Origin of the sequence: Kitasatospora sp. McL0602, assembly GCF_052076145.1 — a bacterium.
Taxonomy (GTDB): domain Bacteria; phylum Actinomycetota; class Actinomycetes; order Streptomycetales; family Streptomycetaceae; genus Kitasatospora.
The window spans coordinates 5211835-5227761 of sequence record NZ_CP197246.1 but is presented as its reverse complement, the minus strand read 5'-3'; the positions used below and the strand labels follow the sequence as shown (position 1 = coordinate 5227761).

The window sequence follows — 15927 nt, the reverse complement described above, 5'->3', positions numbered from 1 at the left end:
AAAGGGTAGCGACTCCGTGACCGCCCCCGGCGGCGCGGGCCAGGGGGTGAGACGTCAGTACGGGTGCACGCCGCCGAGGTGCGGCGGCGGGTCGCCGAAGCCCTCGCTGATCCGCTGGTGGTAGGTCGGCCGGTCGACGACCTCCAGCCCGACGATCTCCCACGGAGGCAGGTTCGCCGTCGCCTTGTGCTCGCCCCAGAGCCGGAGCGCGATGGCCGCCGCGTCGTGCAGGTCGCGGGCCTGCTCCCAGTAGCGGAGCTCGGCCCGGTCGGCGGCGTAACGCGCCGTCAGGAAGAAGGAGTGGTCGTGCGCCAGCCGCTCCAGCGCGGCCCGCAGCTCGTCCAGCGGAGTGGACCGCCCGGCGACGCTGAGCACCACGTGCCAGAGCCGGGCCTGCTCCTGCTCGTCCTCGACGCCGCTCTCGGCCTGGCTCAATTCCCGTACGGACGAGTCTGGTTCACCACCGGAGATGCTGGTGAGCCGCCTCGGCGGGCGCTCGGGCAGTGCTTCCTGGCCCCTGCGTCCCACCGGCGGCCTCCTTGTCGACGACGACGTCTGCGGGCCGACGGCGGCTCGGCCCGACCCTTGGGGAGGGCCCGCCCGTCAGCCCCGCAGGACGACCAGGTCGTCGCGGTGAATGACCTCGCGCTCGTACGCGGCACCGAACTCCTGGGCCAGGTCTCGCGTCGACCGGCCGAGCAGACGGGGCAACTCCCTCGCATCAAAGTTGACCAGTCCACGGGCGACGATGTGGCCGTTTTCGCCAAGAAGGTCCACGGGATCGCCCGCGGCGAAATCCCCGTCGACCCGGGTGACCCCGGCCGGCAGCAGCGACTTCCCGCCCGAGACCACGGCATCCACCGCCCCCTGGTCCAGCTGGAGCGCCCCGCGCGGAGTGCTGGCGTGCTCGAGCCAGAGCAGCCGGTCGGCCGAACGGCTGCCGGTACGCAGAAAGAGCGTGCCCGTCGGACGGCCGGCCAGCGCGTCGGCCGCCTGGCTCGCCGCCGTCAGCACGACCGGGATGCCGGCACCCGTCGCGATCCGGGCCGCCTCGACCTTGGTGACCATGCCGCCGGTGCCGACCCCGGCCTTGCCCGCGCTGCCGATCTCGACCCCTTCGAGGTCGTGCGGCCCGCCCACCTCGGCGATCCTGCTGCTGCCGGGCTTGCTCGGGTCACCGTCGTAGAGCCCGTCCACGTCGGAGAGCAGCACCAGCAGATCCGCCCGGACGAGGTGCGCGACCAGCGCCGCCAGCCGGTCGTTGTCCCCGAACCTGATCTCGGCGGTGGCGACGGTGTCGTTCTCGTTCACGATCGGCATCGCGCCCATCGCCAGCAGCTGGTCGAGCGTGCGGTACGCGTTGCGGTAGTGCGCGCGCCGGCTGGCGTCCTCGGCCGTCAGCAGCACCTGGCCGACGCGGACTCCGTACCGGGCGAAGGAGGCGGTGTAGCGCGCGACCAGCAGCCCCTGCCCGACGCTCGCCGCGGCCTGCTGCCGGGCCAGGTCGCTCGGGCGGCGGTCCAGCCCGAGCGGCGCGAGCCCGGCGGCGATCGCCCCGGAGGAGACCAGCACGATCTCCGGCGCCTCGGCCCGCCCTCGGGCCTTGGCCAGCGCGTCCACCAGGGCGTCCACCCGGTCCGCGTCCAGACCACCCGAAGCGGTGGTGAGCGAGGACGAGCCGACCTTGACGACGATCCGCCGGGCGGTCAGGACCTCCTGCCGCAGGATCTGATCGGTCATCACTTGCCTCCGCTGGTACACGACGCGGGCCCGCCGCCCGGACCGTAATGTACGCGATCCGGGCAGCGGGCCCGCTCACAGGCTCAGTCCATGGACCGGCCGTGGGTCTTGCTACTCGTCCTCGTCCTCGCTCTCGACGGCGGCCGCACGGCCGCTGGAGAGCGCCTCGAAGGCCAGGTACTCGGTCTCGGCCGCGTCGCGGCCCTTCTGCTTCTCACGGCGGCGGTCGACGGCCGGGCGCGGGGAGTCCATCCGGTGGTCCTCGCCACGGCGGCCGAGCATCTCCGCACCGGCGGCCATGGTCGGCTCCCAGTCGAAGACGACGGCGTTGTCGTCGGCGCCGATGATGACGGTGTCACCCTCCTTGGCGCCGACCTTCCACAGCTTGTCCTCGACACCGAGGCGGGCCAGCCGGTCCGCCAGGTAGCCGACGGCCTCGTCGTTGCTGAAGTCGGTCTGGCGGACCCAGCGCTCGGGCTTGATGCCCCGCACGCGGTACGCGCCGTCCTCCTCCGTGACGGTGAACCCGGCGTCGTCGACGGCGGTCGGCCGCAGCACGATCCGGGTCGCCTCCTCGACGGGCTTGGCCGCACGGGCCTCGGCGACGATCTGCGCCATCGCGAAGTTCAGCTCGCGCAGGCCCGAGCGGGAGGCCGCGGAGACCTCGAAGACCCGGTAGCCGGCCTGCTCCAGCGACTCGCGGGTGATGTCCGCCAGATCCTGGCCGTCCGGCACGTCCACCTTGTTCAGGGCGACCAGGCGCGGACGGTCGTCGAGACCGCCGTACTGGGAGAGCTCGGCCTCGATCGTCTCCAGGTCGGAGAGCGGGTCACGGCCCGGCTCCAGCGTCGCGCAGTCGAGCACGTGGACGAGCACCGTGCAGCGCTCGACGTGGCGCAGGAACTCCAGGCCCAGGCCACGGCCCTGGCTGGCGCCGGGGATCAGGCCGGGCACGTCGGCGATGGTGTAGATGGTCTCGCCGGCGGTGACCACACCGAGGTTCGGGATCAGGGTGGTGAAGGGGTAGTCAGCGATCTTCGGCTTGGCGGCGGAGAGCACCGAGATCAGCGACGACTTGCCCGCGCTCGGGTAACCCACGAGAGCGACGTCGGCGACGGACTTGAGCTCCATCACGATGTCGCGGGCCTCACCCGGCTCGCCGAGCAGCGCGAAGCCGGGCGCCTTGCGGCGGGAGGAGGCCAGCGCCGAGTTGCCGAGACCGCCCCGGCCACCGGCGGCGGCGATGAAGCTGGTGCCGTGCCCGACCAGGTCGGCCAGCACGTTGCCCTGCCGGTCCATCACGACGGTGCCGTCCGGGACGGGCAGCACCAGGTCGCCACCGGTGGAGCCGGTACGGTGACCGCCCGCGCCCGGCTTGCCGTTGGTGGCCTTGCGCTTGGGCGAGTGGTGGTACTCGAGCAGGGTGGTGACCTGCGCGTCGACGACGAGGATGACGCTGCCGCCCTCACCGCCGTTACCGCCGTCGGGCCCGCCGAGCGGCTTGAACTTCTCCCGGTGCACGGAGGCGCAGCCATGGCCCCCGTTACCCGCGGCGACGTGCAGCTCGACGCGGTCCACGAAGGTGGTCATTGGATGTGCCTCCAGAGCGAAGAAATGGGGTCGGGACGGACAAACCACCCCGGGGTAAAGCAAGAAGGGTGAGCCGGAAATTTCCGGCCCACCCTCCCAGAATCTCGCCGTTACCGCTGACGCGGCATCAGGAAGATCAGGCCTCGACGGCCACGATGTTGACGACCCGACGGCCACGGTGCGTGCCGAACTGGACCGCGCCGGCCTTCAGCGCGAACAGGGTGTCGTCGCCGCCGCGACCGACATCCGCACCCGGGTGGAAGTGGGTGCCACGCTGGCGGACGAGGATCTCGCCGGCGCTGACGACCTGGCCGCCGAAACGCTTCACGCCGAGGCGCTGGGCGTTCGAGTCGCGGCCGTTACGGGTAGAGCTTGCGCCCTTCTTATGTGCCATCTCGCTATCCCCTTACTTACTTCGCGGAGTCGATGCTGGTGATGCGGACGGCGGTGTGACGCTGGCGGTGGCCCTGGCGACGACGGTAGCCGGTCTTGTTCTTGTAACGAAGGATGATGATCTTCTCACCCTTGGTGTGGTCGACGACCTCGGCGTGAACCTTCACACCGGCGAGGACCCACGGGTCGGAGGTGACGGCCTCGCCGTCGACGACCAGGATGGTCGAGAGCTCCACCGAGTCACCCGGCTTGACGTCAACACGGTCGATCTCCAGCACGTCGCCAACGGCGACCTTGTGCTGGCGGCCGCCGGCGCGAACGATCGCGTACATGCGGTACCTGCTTTCCTGCTCGGTCGGAACTCTCGATGCCAGCCGCTGGGTACGGACACAGCGGCCTCCCCCGGCTCTTCGTGAGAAGACCCAGGAGGTGATGTGCTCGGGAGCATGGCGTAGACACGCCAGTGGTCAAGAATACGTACCAGCCGCCCCAGGGGCAAACCGGCACCGTACACACCGGGGGCGGGCAGCTGCCCGCCCCCGGTGAACGGGCTTACTCAGCCGCCGAATCACCCTCGGCGGCAGCTGCCTTCTTGGCCGCCGCGCTCGTCCGCTTGGTGGCGGTCTTGCGGGCGGTGGTCTTCTTCGCCGCTGCCGTGGTCTTGGTGGCAGCGGTCTTCTTCGCGGCGGCCTTGCGGGGCGCGCGCTTCTTCGGCGCAGGCGCCTCGGCCTCGGCGTCGGTCTCGACAGCGACCTCGGCCTCGGCCTCGATCTCCGGCTCCGCGACGGTCTCGACAACCGGCTCGGCCTCGACCGGAGCAGTCTCGGCCGGGGCAGCAGCCTCGGCAGCCGTCCGCTCCTCCGCCGCGTCCAGCGCCGCCTTCACAGCGGCCTCGGCGCGGGCCTGGAGCACCACGATCTCGGCCTCGCCCGGCGCACCCGCCGGAGCGGTGGCCTTGCGCACCGCACGGCGGCGGGTACGCGGGGCCGGCGCGGCGGCGGCCGGGATCTCGACCAGGCTCGGCTGCGGCTCGGCCACGACCACCGGCGCGGGCTCGACGACCGGAGCGGCCTCGGGCTCGGCGACCGGGATGGCGAGCTGCTCGCCGCTCGGCACCAGCTCGAAGTCCTCGTGCTCGTGCTCGTGCGGCTCCTCGGCCTCCAGCTCCTCGAGCGTCTCGACGGCCTGCGGCTCCTCGGCAGCGGCGCCGCCCTTGCCCCGGCGACGGCGCTTGCCGCCCGAGATGGCCTCGCCCGAGGTGCCCACCGAGCCACCGCCGCCACCGGGGGCGGTCGGCTGCTCCATGTGGACGATGACGCCACGGCCGTTGCAGTGCACGCAGCTCTCGGAGAAGGACTCCAGCAGGCCCTGGCCGACCCGCTTGCGGGTCATCTGCACCAGGCCCAGCGAGGTGACCTCGGCCACCTGGTGCTTGGTCCGGTCCCGGCCCAGGCACTCCAGCAGGCGGCGCAGCACCAGGTCCCGGTTGGACTCCAGCACCATGTCGATGAAGTCGATCACGATGATGCCGCCGAGGTCGCGCAGCCGCAGCTGGCGGACGATCTCCTCGGCCGCCTCGATGTTGTTCCGGGTGACGGTCTCTTCGAGGTTGCCGCCCTGACCGACGAACTTGCCGGTGTTGACGTCGACCACGATCATCGCCTCGGTGCGGTCGATGACCAGCGAACCGCCGCTCGGCAGCCAGACCTTGCGGTCCAGCGCCTTCATCAGCTGCTCGTCGATGCGGTACGTGGCGAACACGTCCACGTCGGAGGTCCAGCGCTGCAGGCGCTCGGCCAGGTCGGGGGCGACACCGCCGACGTACTCGTGGATGGTGTTCCACGCGTCGTTGCCGGAGACGATGACCTTGGTGAAGTCCTCGTTGAAGATGTCGCGGACGACCCGGACGGTCATGTCCGGCTCGCCGTAGAGCAGCGCGGGGGCGTTGCCGGAGGTCGCCTTCTTCTGGATCTCCTCCCACTGCTGCTGCAGGCGCTGCACGTCACGCGTCAGCTCGTCCTCGCTGGCGCCCTCGGCGGCGGTGCGGACGATGACGCCCGCGTCCTCGGGGACGATCTTCTTGAGGATCTGCTTCAGGCGGGCGCGCTCGTTCTCGGGCAGCTTGCGGCTGATGCCGGTCATCGAGCCCTCGGGCACGTAGACCAGGTAGCGGCCGGGAAGCGAGATCTGGCTGGTCAGGCGGGCGCCCTTGTGGCCGATCGGGTCCTTGGAGACCTGGACCAGCACGGACTGGCCGGACTTGAGCACCGACTCGATCCGGCGCGGGCCGCCGTGGCCGCCCAGCGCGCCGAAGTTGACCTCACCGGCGTACAGCACGGCGTTGCGGCCCTTGCCGATGTCGACGAAGGCGGCCTCCATCGACGGCAGCACGTTCTGGACCTTGCCCAGGTAGACGTTGCCGACGTACGAGGTGGCCTGCTCCTTGTTGACGTAGTGCTCGACGAGCACGCCGTCCTCCAGGACGCCGATCTGGGTGCGCTCGCCGTTCTGGCGGACGACCATCACGCGCTCGACCGACTCGCGGCGGGCCAGGAACTCGGCCTCGGTGATGATCGGCACCCGGCGGCGGCCCAGCTCGCGGCCCTCGCGGCGGCGCTGCTTCTTCGCCTCCAGACGGGTCGAGCCCTTGATGGACTGCACCTCGTCCGGGTCGAAGGACGGCTCGGCGGAGCGGCGGCGCGGCTCGCGGACCTTCACGACCGTACGGACGCCGTCCTCGGTGGTCTCGGCAGCCACCTCGACGCCACCGGCCTCACCACTGCGACGGCGACGGCGGCGACGGCGACGGGAGGACGCCAGGCCACCGGCCAGGTCGTCGTCCTCGTCCTCCTCCTCGACGGGCTCCTCGGCGGCCTGCTCGGCCTCGACGGGCGCCTCGGCCTCGAACTCCTCGGCGTCACCGCGACGGCGGCGACGGCCACCCCGGCGGCGACGGCGGGACGGGCGGTCGTCCTCCCAGTCACCCTCGACCTCGGGGCCGGTGGTCACGGCGGCAGCGGGCTCCTCGACGGCGGCCGGGGCCTCCACGACGACGGGCTTGGGCTGCTCGCGGACCTCACGGACCTCGCGCGCCTCACGGACCTCCCGGGCCGGTGCGGAACGCTGCTGCGACTGCACCCGGACGGGCTGACGCCCGGAACGGCGACGGCGGCCGACGCCGCTGTACTCGAACTCTTCCTCCTCCGACGCCTGGGCGACGGGGGCGGCCTTGGCGGCGGCGGGCACGGCGGCGGCCTTCGGCGCGGGGGCCGCGGCCGGGGTGGCCTGGGCGGCCGGGGCCACGAACTGGGCCGGCTCCTGGAAGACCGGGGCCTGGAAGATCGCGGTGGAGGGGCGGACGGCGCGGCGGCGGACGCGGTGCGTCGGGGCGTCCTCGGCCACCGGCGGGGCCTCGACGACCGGCTTGACCTCGGCCTGCGGCTCCTCGACGGGCTCCTCGGCGGGCTCCTCCTCGACGGCGGGCTCCTCGGCCACGACGACGGGCGCGGCCTCGACCACGCGGCGGGAGCGGCGCGTCCGGCGTGCAGGCGCCTCTGCGGGCGCCTCCTCGGCGGCGGGTGCGGCAGCGACCGGCTCGGCGACGGCGGGCGTCTCCTCGGCGGCCGGGGCACCGGCGGGCGACTCGGCCCGCTTACGGGCGCGGCGGGCCCGGACGGGCTTCTCCTCGGCGACCGGCTCGGCGGCGGGCGTCTGCGCGACGACCGGCTCGGCCACCACGGCCTCGGCCGGGGCACCGGCGGGCGACTCGGCCCGCTTACGGGTACGGCGGGCCCGGACGGGCTTCTCCTCGGCGACCGGCTCGGCGGCGGGTGCGGCCGGGGCGGCCTCCTCGGCGGGGGTCTCGACCGGTACGACGACCTCGGTGGCCGCCGCCTCGGCGCCCTGCGGGGTGCCCGCCGGGCGGGAGACCGCGCGGCGACGGCGGCGCGGGGGCGCGGCCGGGCTGTCGGTATCGGTGTCGGTTGCTGCCGCAGACTGCTGCGGATCAGTGTTCTCGAGCATGCGGGTGGATCTCCCGTCAGGCCCCCGGGCTCCGCATCGGGCACGTCACGGCACCTGTGGCCCGATCGGCCGCGAGATTCGCGGGCGGACCGGGGCGGTGCCGTAGTGCGGACGCGAGGCCGCACAGGGGCTCGTAGTCTCGCTCGGCGCTCCGCACGGTGCGGGGCGTCGAAAGTCTTCTGGTTCTTGACCAGTTCTTCCAAGTTTTCAAAGCCGGGCCGTCCCCGGGCCGGATGGCTGCCGGACGGGTTCCTCGGGCTCACCGACCATCCGGGTCGGCGGGCCGCAAGGGGCTGGCCTGCGCGCGACGGCGCTCGCTCCCCTGGGGAGCCGCGGGGGCCCGGCGAGCCCTCGGCCCGGTAGCTGAAGCTCCGGGCCGGGCTCGCCTCCCACTAGGCGGACGCAGGTGCGCGCGGCCCGGCGGCCGCTACTGGCCTGTCGGGGCCGCGGCGCGGTCGAGCGCCAGCGGGTCGGTCACCGTGCCGGTCTCCTCGTCGAGCGGCCCCTGCGCCAGCCTGGTCACCTCAGCGGGGACCGGCGGCGCGAGGTCGGCCGTCGCACGAAGACCGGACAAAACGTCGTCGGGTCGTACGGCGGGTGTGGCGTGTCGTACTACCAGCCGCAGTATCGCACAGGGACCGGCCGGACGGACATCGGAGGCACGTTCCGTGCCGGTGTCGTTACCATCACCGACCTGCGACGGGAGGACTTCGAGCGCCGCGACCGCGCCGCGCGCGTCGAACACCCGCAGCCCGTTCTTGGTCTGCCGGCTGACCTCGACCTCTTCGGCGGCGAGGAAGGCGGCCACCGCTCGGGCGGCGTCCGCAGGCTCGACACCGTCGAGCCTGACCTGCCACTCGGACGCCTCCAGCCGCTCCACGAAGTTCGCGGTGCGGACCTCGACGGCGTCGATGATGTCCAGGCCGTTCGGCATCGACTCGTCCAGCTGCGCGCGCAGCTTCTCCGGGTCGCGGACGTCGGCCAGGCCGATCTCCAGGTACTCGGCCTCGCTGGCCACGCCGGTGGGGGCGGCGTTGGCGTACGAGACCTTGGGGTGCGGCGTGAAGCCCGCCGAGTAGGCCATCGGGACGGCAGAGCGGCGCAGAGCCCGCTCGAACGCCCGCTGGAAGTCGCGGTGGCTGGTGAAGCGCAGACGGCCGCGCTTGGTGTAGCGGAGACGGATGCGCTGCACCGTCGGCGCGGGCGGCGGACCGTCGGGCGTGCGGCGTGCCAGGGCGCTCAGTCCTTAGTCAGTTCTCCGTCCGGCGGGTGTCACACCTGCCGGACTCTGTCAGGACAAGGGTACGCGCCCGTTCAGCCCAGCAACGCCCGGCGGACGTCGGCGAGCACCCGCCGGACCTCCAGCTTCACCGGCCACCACACCTCGCGCCGCACCCACCGGCACGGGCGCACCACGGCGAACCGCCAGACCAGCCCGCCGACCCGCCACGCCCAGGCGACGGCCCGGCCGACCACCCGCAGCACCGGGTACAGCAGCGTCTCCCACAGCCAGACCACCGGCACGGCCACCAGCCACCGCAGCACCCAGGCCACCGCCCGCCCGAGCGGCGCCAGCACGTACCGGTACAGCGCCCGGAGCGGCACCACCAGCAGGATGTCGACCAGCCACGCGAACCCCCTGGCCAGCACCACCAGCCCCGCCAGCAGTACCCGCCCCACGGGCGCGAGCACCTCCCGGAGCAGCCACCGCAGCGGCGCGACCACCAGCACCCGCCCGAGCGGCGCCAGCACGTACCGCCACACCGTCAGGAACGGCCACACGAACACCCAGTAAAGCGCCAGCCCCACCATCCGCACGACCCAGTCCGCCGCGATCCCGACCGGCCGCAGCACCACCGCCAACAACTCCACCAACAGCCGCACCGGCACCACGACCACCAGCGCGACCGCCCGCACCACCCCGGTCAGACAGCCACCGGGCCGCCTGTCGTCCGTCCCACTGCTCACTGCGTCCCCCGTGAATGTCCGTCAACTGCCGTGAACCGGGAAACGCCCCCGCCGGAGTGTCCGGCGAGGGCGTCCCGAGGAGTCGTCCTACTGGTTGACCACCGTGAGCGGCAGGAGCTTCACGCCGGTCGGGCCGATCTGGATCTCGGTCTGCATCTGAGGGCACACCCCGCAGTCGAAGCACGGCGTCCAGCGGCAGTCGTCGACCTCGACCTCTTCGAGGGCGTCCTGCCAGTCCTCCCAGAGCCAGTCCTTGTCGAGGCCGCTGTCCAGGTGGTCCCAGGGGAGGACCTCCTCATAGGCGCGCTCGCGGGTGGTGTACCACTCGACGTCGACGCCGGTGCCGGCCAGGCCCTTCTCGGCGGCGGCGATCCAGCGGTCGTAGGAGAAGTGCTCGCGCCAGCCGTCGAAGCGGCCGCCGTCCTCGTAGACCGCGCGGATGATCTTGCCGGTGCGACGGTCGCCGCGGGAGAGCAGGCCCTCGATGATGCCGGGCTTGCCGTCGTGGTAGCGGAAACCGATGTTCTTGCCGTACTTGCGGTCGCCACGGATGGCGTCGCGGAGCTTGCCGAGGCGGGCGTCGGTGGCCTCGGCGGAGAGCTGCGGGGCCCACTGGAAGGGCGTGTGCGGCTTGGGGACGAACCCGCCGATGGAGACGGTGCAGCGGATGTCGTTCTGGCCGGTGACCTCGCGGCCCTTCTGGATGACGTTCTTCGCCATCTCGGCGATCTGCAGCACGTCCTCGTCGGTCTCCGTCGGGAGGCCGACCATGAAGTACAGCTTCACCTGGCGCCAGCCGTTGCCGTAGGCGGCGGCGACGGTGCGGATGAGGTCCTCCTCGGACACCATCTTGTTGATCACCTTGCGGATGCGCTCACTGCCGCCCTCGGGGGCGAAGGTGAGGCCCGAGCGGCGGCCGTTGCGGGTCAGCTCGTTGGCGAGGTCGATGTTGAAGGCGTCCACCCGGGTGGACGGGAGGGAGAGGCCGACCTTGTCCTCGGTGTAGCGGTCGGCCAGGCCCTTGGCGATCTCGCCGATCTCGGTGTGGTCGGCGCTGGAGAGCGAGAGCAGGCCGACCTCCTCGAAGCCGGTCGCCTTCAGGCCGCGCTCGACCATCTCGCCGATTCCGGTGATGCTTCGCTCCCGGACGGGACGCGTGATCATGCCGGCCTGGCAGAAGCGGCAGCCACGGGTGCAGCCACGGAAGATCTCGACGGACATCCGCTCGTGCACCGTCTCGGCGAGCGGGACGAGCGGCTGCTTCGGGTAGGGCCACTCGTCGAGGTCCATCACGGTGTGCTTGGAGACCCGCCACGGCACGCCCGGCGCGTTCGGCACGACGCGGGCGATCCGGCCGTCGGCCAGGTACTCGACGTCGTAGAAGCGCGGCACGTACACCCCGCCGGTCCTGGCCAGGCGCAGCAGCACCTCGTCGCGCCCGCCCGGCCGGCCCTCGGCCTTCCAGGCGCGGATGATCTCGGTCATGTCGAGCACGGCCTGCTCGCCGTCGCCGATCACCGCGCAGTCGATGAAGTCCGCGATCGGCTCGGGGTTGAAGGCCGCGTGGCCGCCCGCGAGGACGATCGGGTCGTCGATGGTGCGGTCCTTGGCCTCCAGCGGGATGCCCGCGAGGTCGAGGGCGGTGAGCATGTTGGTGTAGCCGAGCTCGGTGGAGAAGGAGAGCCCGAACACGTCGAAGGCCTTGACCGGGCGGTGCGCGTCGACGGTGAACTGCGGCACGTCGTGCTCGCGCATCAGCGCTTCGAGGTCCGGCCAGACGCTGTAGGTGCGCTCGGCGAGCACGCCCTCGCGCTCGTTGAGCACCTCGTACAGGATCATGACGCCCTGGTTGGGCAGCCCGACCTCGTACGCGTCGGGGTACATCAGCGCCCAGCGGACGTCGCAGGCGTCCCAGTCCTTGACGGTCGAGTTGAGCTCGCCGCCGACGTACTGGATCGGCTTCTGGACGTGCGGGAGGAGGGCCTCCAGGCGTGGGAAGACCGATTCGACTGTCATAAGAACCAGGAACCTAACGACGTGAATGGGGTGACCCTCAAGAGTAGCCGAGGGCCGGAAGTGCTCAGGTCCCTATCGGCCGCTGGGAGCGGACGGACTGCAGTATCCCGACGGCCATCCAGACCGCGAACATCGACGAGCCGCCGTAGGAGACGAAGGGCAGCGGGATGCCCGCGACGGGCATGATGCCCAGCGTCATGCCGATGTTCTCGAAGCCCTGGAAGGCGAACCAGGTGATCACCCCGGCGGCCAGGACCGTGCCGTAGAGGTCGGTGGCCTGGCGGGCGATCCGGCAGGCGCGCCAGAGGATGACGCCGAGCAGCAGGATGAGGGTGATGCCGCCGATGAAGCCCAACTCCTCGCCCGCAACGGTGAAGACGAAGTCGGTCTGCTGCTCGGGGACGAACTGGCCGGTGGTCTGGGTGCCGTGGAAGAGGCCCATGCCGCTGAGGCCGCCGGAGCCGATGGCGATCCGGGCCTGGGCGGTGTTGTAGCCGACGCCGGCCGGGTCGAGGGCGGGGTTGGCGAAGGCGGCGAAGCGGTCGATCTGGTACTTGCTGAGGACGCCGAGCTGCCAGATCGCGACGGCGCCGCCGGCCCCGACGGTGATCAGGCCGAAGACCCAGCGGTTGGGGGCGCCGGAGGCCAGCAGGATGCCCATGATCGTCACGGCCATCACCATCACCGAGCCGAGGTCGGGCATCAGCATGACGACGCCCATCGGCACGGCGGCGATCACCAGCGCCTGGAGGACGCTCTTGTCGCCTGGGATGGTCCGCTCGCCCGCGTCGACGCGGGCGGAGAGCACCACGGCCATCCCGAGCACGATCGCGATCTTGGCGAACTCGGCGGGCTGGAGCGAGAAGCCGCCGCCGAACTGGATCCAGGAGTGCGCGCCGTTGACGCGGGAGCCGAGCGGGCTGAGCGCGGCGAGCAGTATCACCAGCACGGCGACGTAGAGGAAGGGCACGGCGGTGCGCACCCGGCGTACTCCTATGACGATCACCACACCGCAGAGCACCAGCCCGATCAGCAGGTTGGTGAGGTGCCGGTAGAGGAAGTACTGCGGGTCGCCGTGGGTGAGCGAATCCCGCCCCCTGGTCGCCGACCAGATCAGCATCGAGCTGCCGAGGGAGAGCGCCAGCGCGGCCAGGATCAGGATCCAGTCGAGCCGCCGCAGCGGGGAGTCCTTGGCGAGCGCCCGACCGACCGCCCCGCGCTGCGGGGAGAGCCGGACGGGGCGGTACGAGCCGTACGAGGTCATGCCCGGCCCCTTCCGTTGGCGCGGGTGGGTTCGAGCGCGGCGGGCAGCAGCTCGGCCGAGCCGCCGGTGCCGACCGGCCAGGACGGGCCGAGGTACGCGGGGGTCACGGTCATCTGCGACGTCATCTGCGACGGGTCGAGGTAGTCGGCCTGCTTGAGGATGGCGGTGCCGTCCGGGTTGAACTTCGGCAGCTCGGCCTGCGGCTTGGGCAGCAGGGCCTTCGTGTTGTCGATGTTGCCCTTGTCGTCGACGCCGTACAGCGCCTGGTAGATCCGGCGCACCGAGTCACCGGAGCCGCCGGAGCCGGTGCCACCTTGGCTTATCGTCATCACGACCGCGTAGTCGCCGCTGTAGGTGGTCAGCCACGAGGTGGTCTGCTTGCCGGCGACCTCGGCGGTGCCGGTCTTGGCGTGCAGCTCGATCTTGCCCTGCGGCCAGCCCGCGCCGGTGAACTTCCAGGCCGCCGTACCGCTGGTGATGACGCCTGCGGTGGCCTGGTTGATGTAGCTGAGCAGTTTGTCGTCGGCGGGGAGCTTGCCGTCGGCGTGCGGGGCGATGTCGCGCACCAGCTGGCCGCCGGGGCTGACCACGGCCTTGGCGACGGTCGGGCGGTAGAGCGTGCCGCCGTTGGCGAGGGCCGAGTAGATCCGGGCCATCTGGACCGGGGTGACGAGGGTGTCGCCCTGGCCGATCGCGAAGTTGACGGAGTCACCGGCGCGCATGACGTTGCCGTCGACGCAGTTCTCCCGGGCGATCTCGTCGGCGTACTCGTGGCCGCCCTTGGCCGCCTGGGTGCACCAGGCGTCCTTGTTGGCGTCGAAGAAGGACTGCTTCCACTGCCGGTCGGGCACCCGGCCGGGCACCTCGCTCGGCAGGTCGATGCCGGTCTTGGCGCCCAGGCCGAACTGATGGGCCGTCTTGAAGAACCAGTCGGCCGCGTCCTTCTTCGGCTTGATGCCGCCGTCATGCATCCACTGGTCGTAGGAGAGGCCGTAGAAGACGGTGTCGCAGGAGATCTCGAGGGCCTTCTCCAGCGAGATGTCGCCGAAGCTCTCGCTCTCGAAGTTCTTGAACTCGCGGCCGCCGATGGTCAGGCTCTTCGGGCACGGGTAGTGGCCGTCGAGCGAGTACCCGGCCTGGACGGCGGCGGTGGTGGAGATGACCTTGAAGGTCGAGCCGGGTGCGGACTGACCCTGTATGGCCCGGTTGATCAGCGGGTAGTTGGAGCTCTTGTCGGTCAGCCCCTGGTAGTCCTTGGCGGAGATGCCGCCGACCCAGAGGTTCGGGTCGAAGGTCGGCGCGCTGGCCATCGCGATGATCCGGCCGGTGTGCACGTCCATCACGAGGGCGGCGCCGGAGTCGGCCTCGTAGTTCTTGTTGGTCTCCTTGTCGAAGACCTTGCGGGCGTCCGTCATGGCCTGCTGGAGCTGGTCCTCGACGGCCTTCTGCACCCGGGCGTCGATGCTGGTGACGAGGTTGTTGCCGGGCTGGGCGGGGGTGTTGCCCGCACTGCCGATGACCCGGCCGAGGTTGTCGACCTCCAGCCGGTCGACGCCGGTGGTGCCCCGCAGGTCGTTGTCGTAGACGGATTCGAGCCCGGCCCGGCCGACCTGGTCGGAGGGCAGGCGGCGGTCCCGGCCGGTCTTGTCGGCGGACTTGCTGACCTCGTCGTCCGTCACCGGGGAGAGGTAGCCGAGCACCTGGGCGGCGTTGGCGCCCTCGGTGCCGGGGTAGCGGCGCACGGCGGTGGGTTGGGCGGTGACGCCGGGGAAGTCCTCGCGGCGCTCCATTATCTGCATCGCCTGCTGCGTGGTGGCCTGCTGCGTCACCGGGATCGGCTGGTACGGCGAGCCGTTCCAGCAGGGCTGCGGCGTCTTGGCGTCGCAGAGCCGCACCTTGTCCTGGACGTCCTTGGCGGGCACGCCGAGCACCTCGGCGAGCCGGGCCAGCACGGCCTTGCCGTGGTCCTTCTGCTGGAGCAGCGAGGTACGGCTGACGGAGACCACGAGGCGGGTCTCGTTGGCGGCCAGGATGCGGCCCGAGGCGTCCAGGATCTCGCCGCGGATCGCCGGTTCGACGACCTCGCGGATGTGGTTGCCCTCGGCCTTGGCCACGTACTCGCTGCCGGTGCGGATCTGCAGGTACCAGAGCCGCCCGCCGAGTGTGGCGAGCAGCGAGAGCACCAGGATCTGCAGGACGACCAGGCGGATCGTCACCCGCTGGGTGCGGCCGGTCTCCGGGATGTTGCTCACGTGTGGTCGCTCCTTGGAGACACTAGGGGCGCTTGGCCAGGCCGGGCATGCGCTTCTTCCGCCCGAAGGCGCTCCTGCCGTAGTTCGGCAGCGGCGACGCCTCGCGGGTGGTGCGGTAGCGGGAGAGACTGCCGAGGCCGGAGCCCGAGCTGTCGCCGCTGTCGGCGGTGAGCGGGTCGTGGTCGAAGCGGCGGGCGAGCATCATCACGGCGGGTACCACGAACGGCGCGAGCAGCACGTCGTACAGCAGCGCGCTGAAGACCAGCCCGCCGAGGCCGACGTGCCGGGCGGCGGTGTCGCCGACCAGGGCGCCGACCAGGGCGTAGAGCAGGGTGGAGACCACGGCCGCACCGGCCACCACCAGCAGGGCGCTGACGGCGGAGCGCTGGCGGGCGCCCTCGGGGCGGAGCAGTCCGGCGCCGTAGCCGAGCAGGCAGAGCACCAGGGCGTACCGGCCGACGGCGTGGTCGGAGGGTGGTGCGAGGTCGGCGAGCAGCCCGGCCGAGAAGCCGATCGCGCAGCCGCCGGACGGGCCGATGACCAGGGCCAGGCCGACCACGATCAGCATCAGCAGATCGGGGGTGGCGCCGGGCAGTTGGAGCCGGCCGAGCACGCTGACCTGGATGACCAGGCCGAGCAGGACGAGGACGGCGGAGAGCAGGATGCGGCTGGGGCGCACGG

12 protein-coding genes are annotated in these 15927 nt (G+C 71.8%); all 12 read right to left on the bottom strand.

Going from position 1 to position 15927, the window contains the following annotated elements:
* Positions 1-54 precede the first annotated feature (54 nt).
* Positions 55-528 carry a hypothetical protein gene (locus ACR68M_RS23770; RefSeq protein ID WP_441246129.1) on the bottom strand — a complete coding sequence of 158 codons (474 nt, stop codon included), beginning with the start codon at positions 526-528 and terminating at the stop codon, positions 55-57.
* Between the two features lie 75 nt (positions 529-603).
* Positions 604-1740 (bottom strand): glutamate 5-kinase, encoded by a 1137-nt coding sequence (gene proB / locus ACR68M_RS23765; protein WP_441246128.1) that lies wholly within the window; start codon positions 1738-1740, stop codon positions 604-606.
* 111 nt (positions 1741-1851) lie between these two features.
* Positions 1852-3330, bottom strand: coding sequence for a GTPase ObgE (gene obgE / locus ACR68M_RS23760; protein WP_441246127.1), 1479 nt, complete (start codon positions 3328-3330; stop codon positions 1852-1854).
* Positions 3331-3466: 136 nt separating this feature from the next.
* On the bottom strand, positions 3467-3724 hold the full coding sequence (gene rpmA, locus ACR68M_RS23755) for a 50S ribosomal protein L27 (RefSeq protein ID WP_280718232.1): 258 nt from the start codon (positions 3722-3724) through the stop codon (positions 3467-3469).
* Between the two features lie 16 nt (positions 3725-3740).
* The gene (gene rplU, locus ACR68M_RS23750; protein WP_441246126.1) at positions 3741-4055 is read right to left on the bottom strand and encodes a 50S ribosomal protein L21; all 315 of its coding nucleotides are present in this window, start codon (positions 4053-4055) and stop codon (positions 3741-3743) included.
* A 220-nt stretch (positions 4056-4275) separates the two neighbouring features.
* Positions 4276-7746, bottom strand: coding sequence for an Rne/Rng family ribonuclease (locus ACR68M_RS23745; RefSeq protein WP_441246125.1), 3471 nt, complete (start codon positions 7744-7746; stop codon positions 4276-4278).
* A gap of 427 nt (positions 7747-8173) precedes the next feature.
* Positions 8174-8938: a TIGR03936 family radical SAM-associated protein gene (locus ACR68M_RS23740; RefSeq protein ID WP_441246124.1), complete on the bottom strand. Its 765-nt coding sequence runs from the start codon at positions 8936-8938 to the stop codon at positions 8174-8176.
* Positions 8939-9060: 122 nt separating this feature from the next.
* Positions 9061-9714, bottom strand: a complete 654-nt coding sequence (locus ACR68M_RS23735) for a hypothetical protein (RefSeq protein ID WP_441246123.1) — start codon at positions 9712-9714, stop codon at positions 9061-9063.
* Positions 9715-9801: 87 nt separating this feature from the next.
* A complete protein-coding gene (locus ACR68M_RS23730) occupies positions 9802-11730 on the bottom strand; it encodes a TIGR03960 family B12-binding radical SAM protein (protein WP_441246122.1) in 1929 nt (642 codons plus the stop codon).
* 64 nt (positions 11731-11794) lie between these two features.
* Positions 11795-12994 carry a rod shape-determining protein RodA gene (gene rodA / locus ACR68M_RS23725; protein ID WP_441246121.1) on the bottom strand — a complete coding sequence of 400 codons (1200 nt, stop codon included), beginning with the start codon at positions 12992-12994 and terminating at the stop codon, positions 11795-11797.
* Positions 12991-15246, bottom strand: a complete 2256-nt coding sequence (mrdA, locus tag ACR68M_RS23720; RefSeq protein WP_441246120.1) for a penicillin-binding protein 2 — start codon at positions 15244-15246, stop codon at positions 12991-12993. The genes rodA and mrdA overlap by 4 nt, the downstream gene beginning before the upstream one ends.
* A gap of 22 nt (positions 15247-15268) precedes the next feature.
* Positions 15269-15925 (bottom strand): rod shape-determining protein MreD, encoded by a 657-nt coding sequence (gene mreD / locus ACR68M_RS23715; RefSeq protein ID WP_441246119.1) that lies wholly within the window; start codon positions 15923-15925, stop codon positions 15269-15271.
* Between the last annotated feature and the right edge of the window lie 2 nt (positions 15926-15927).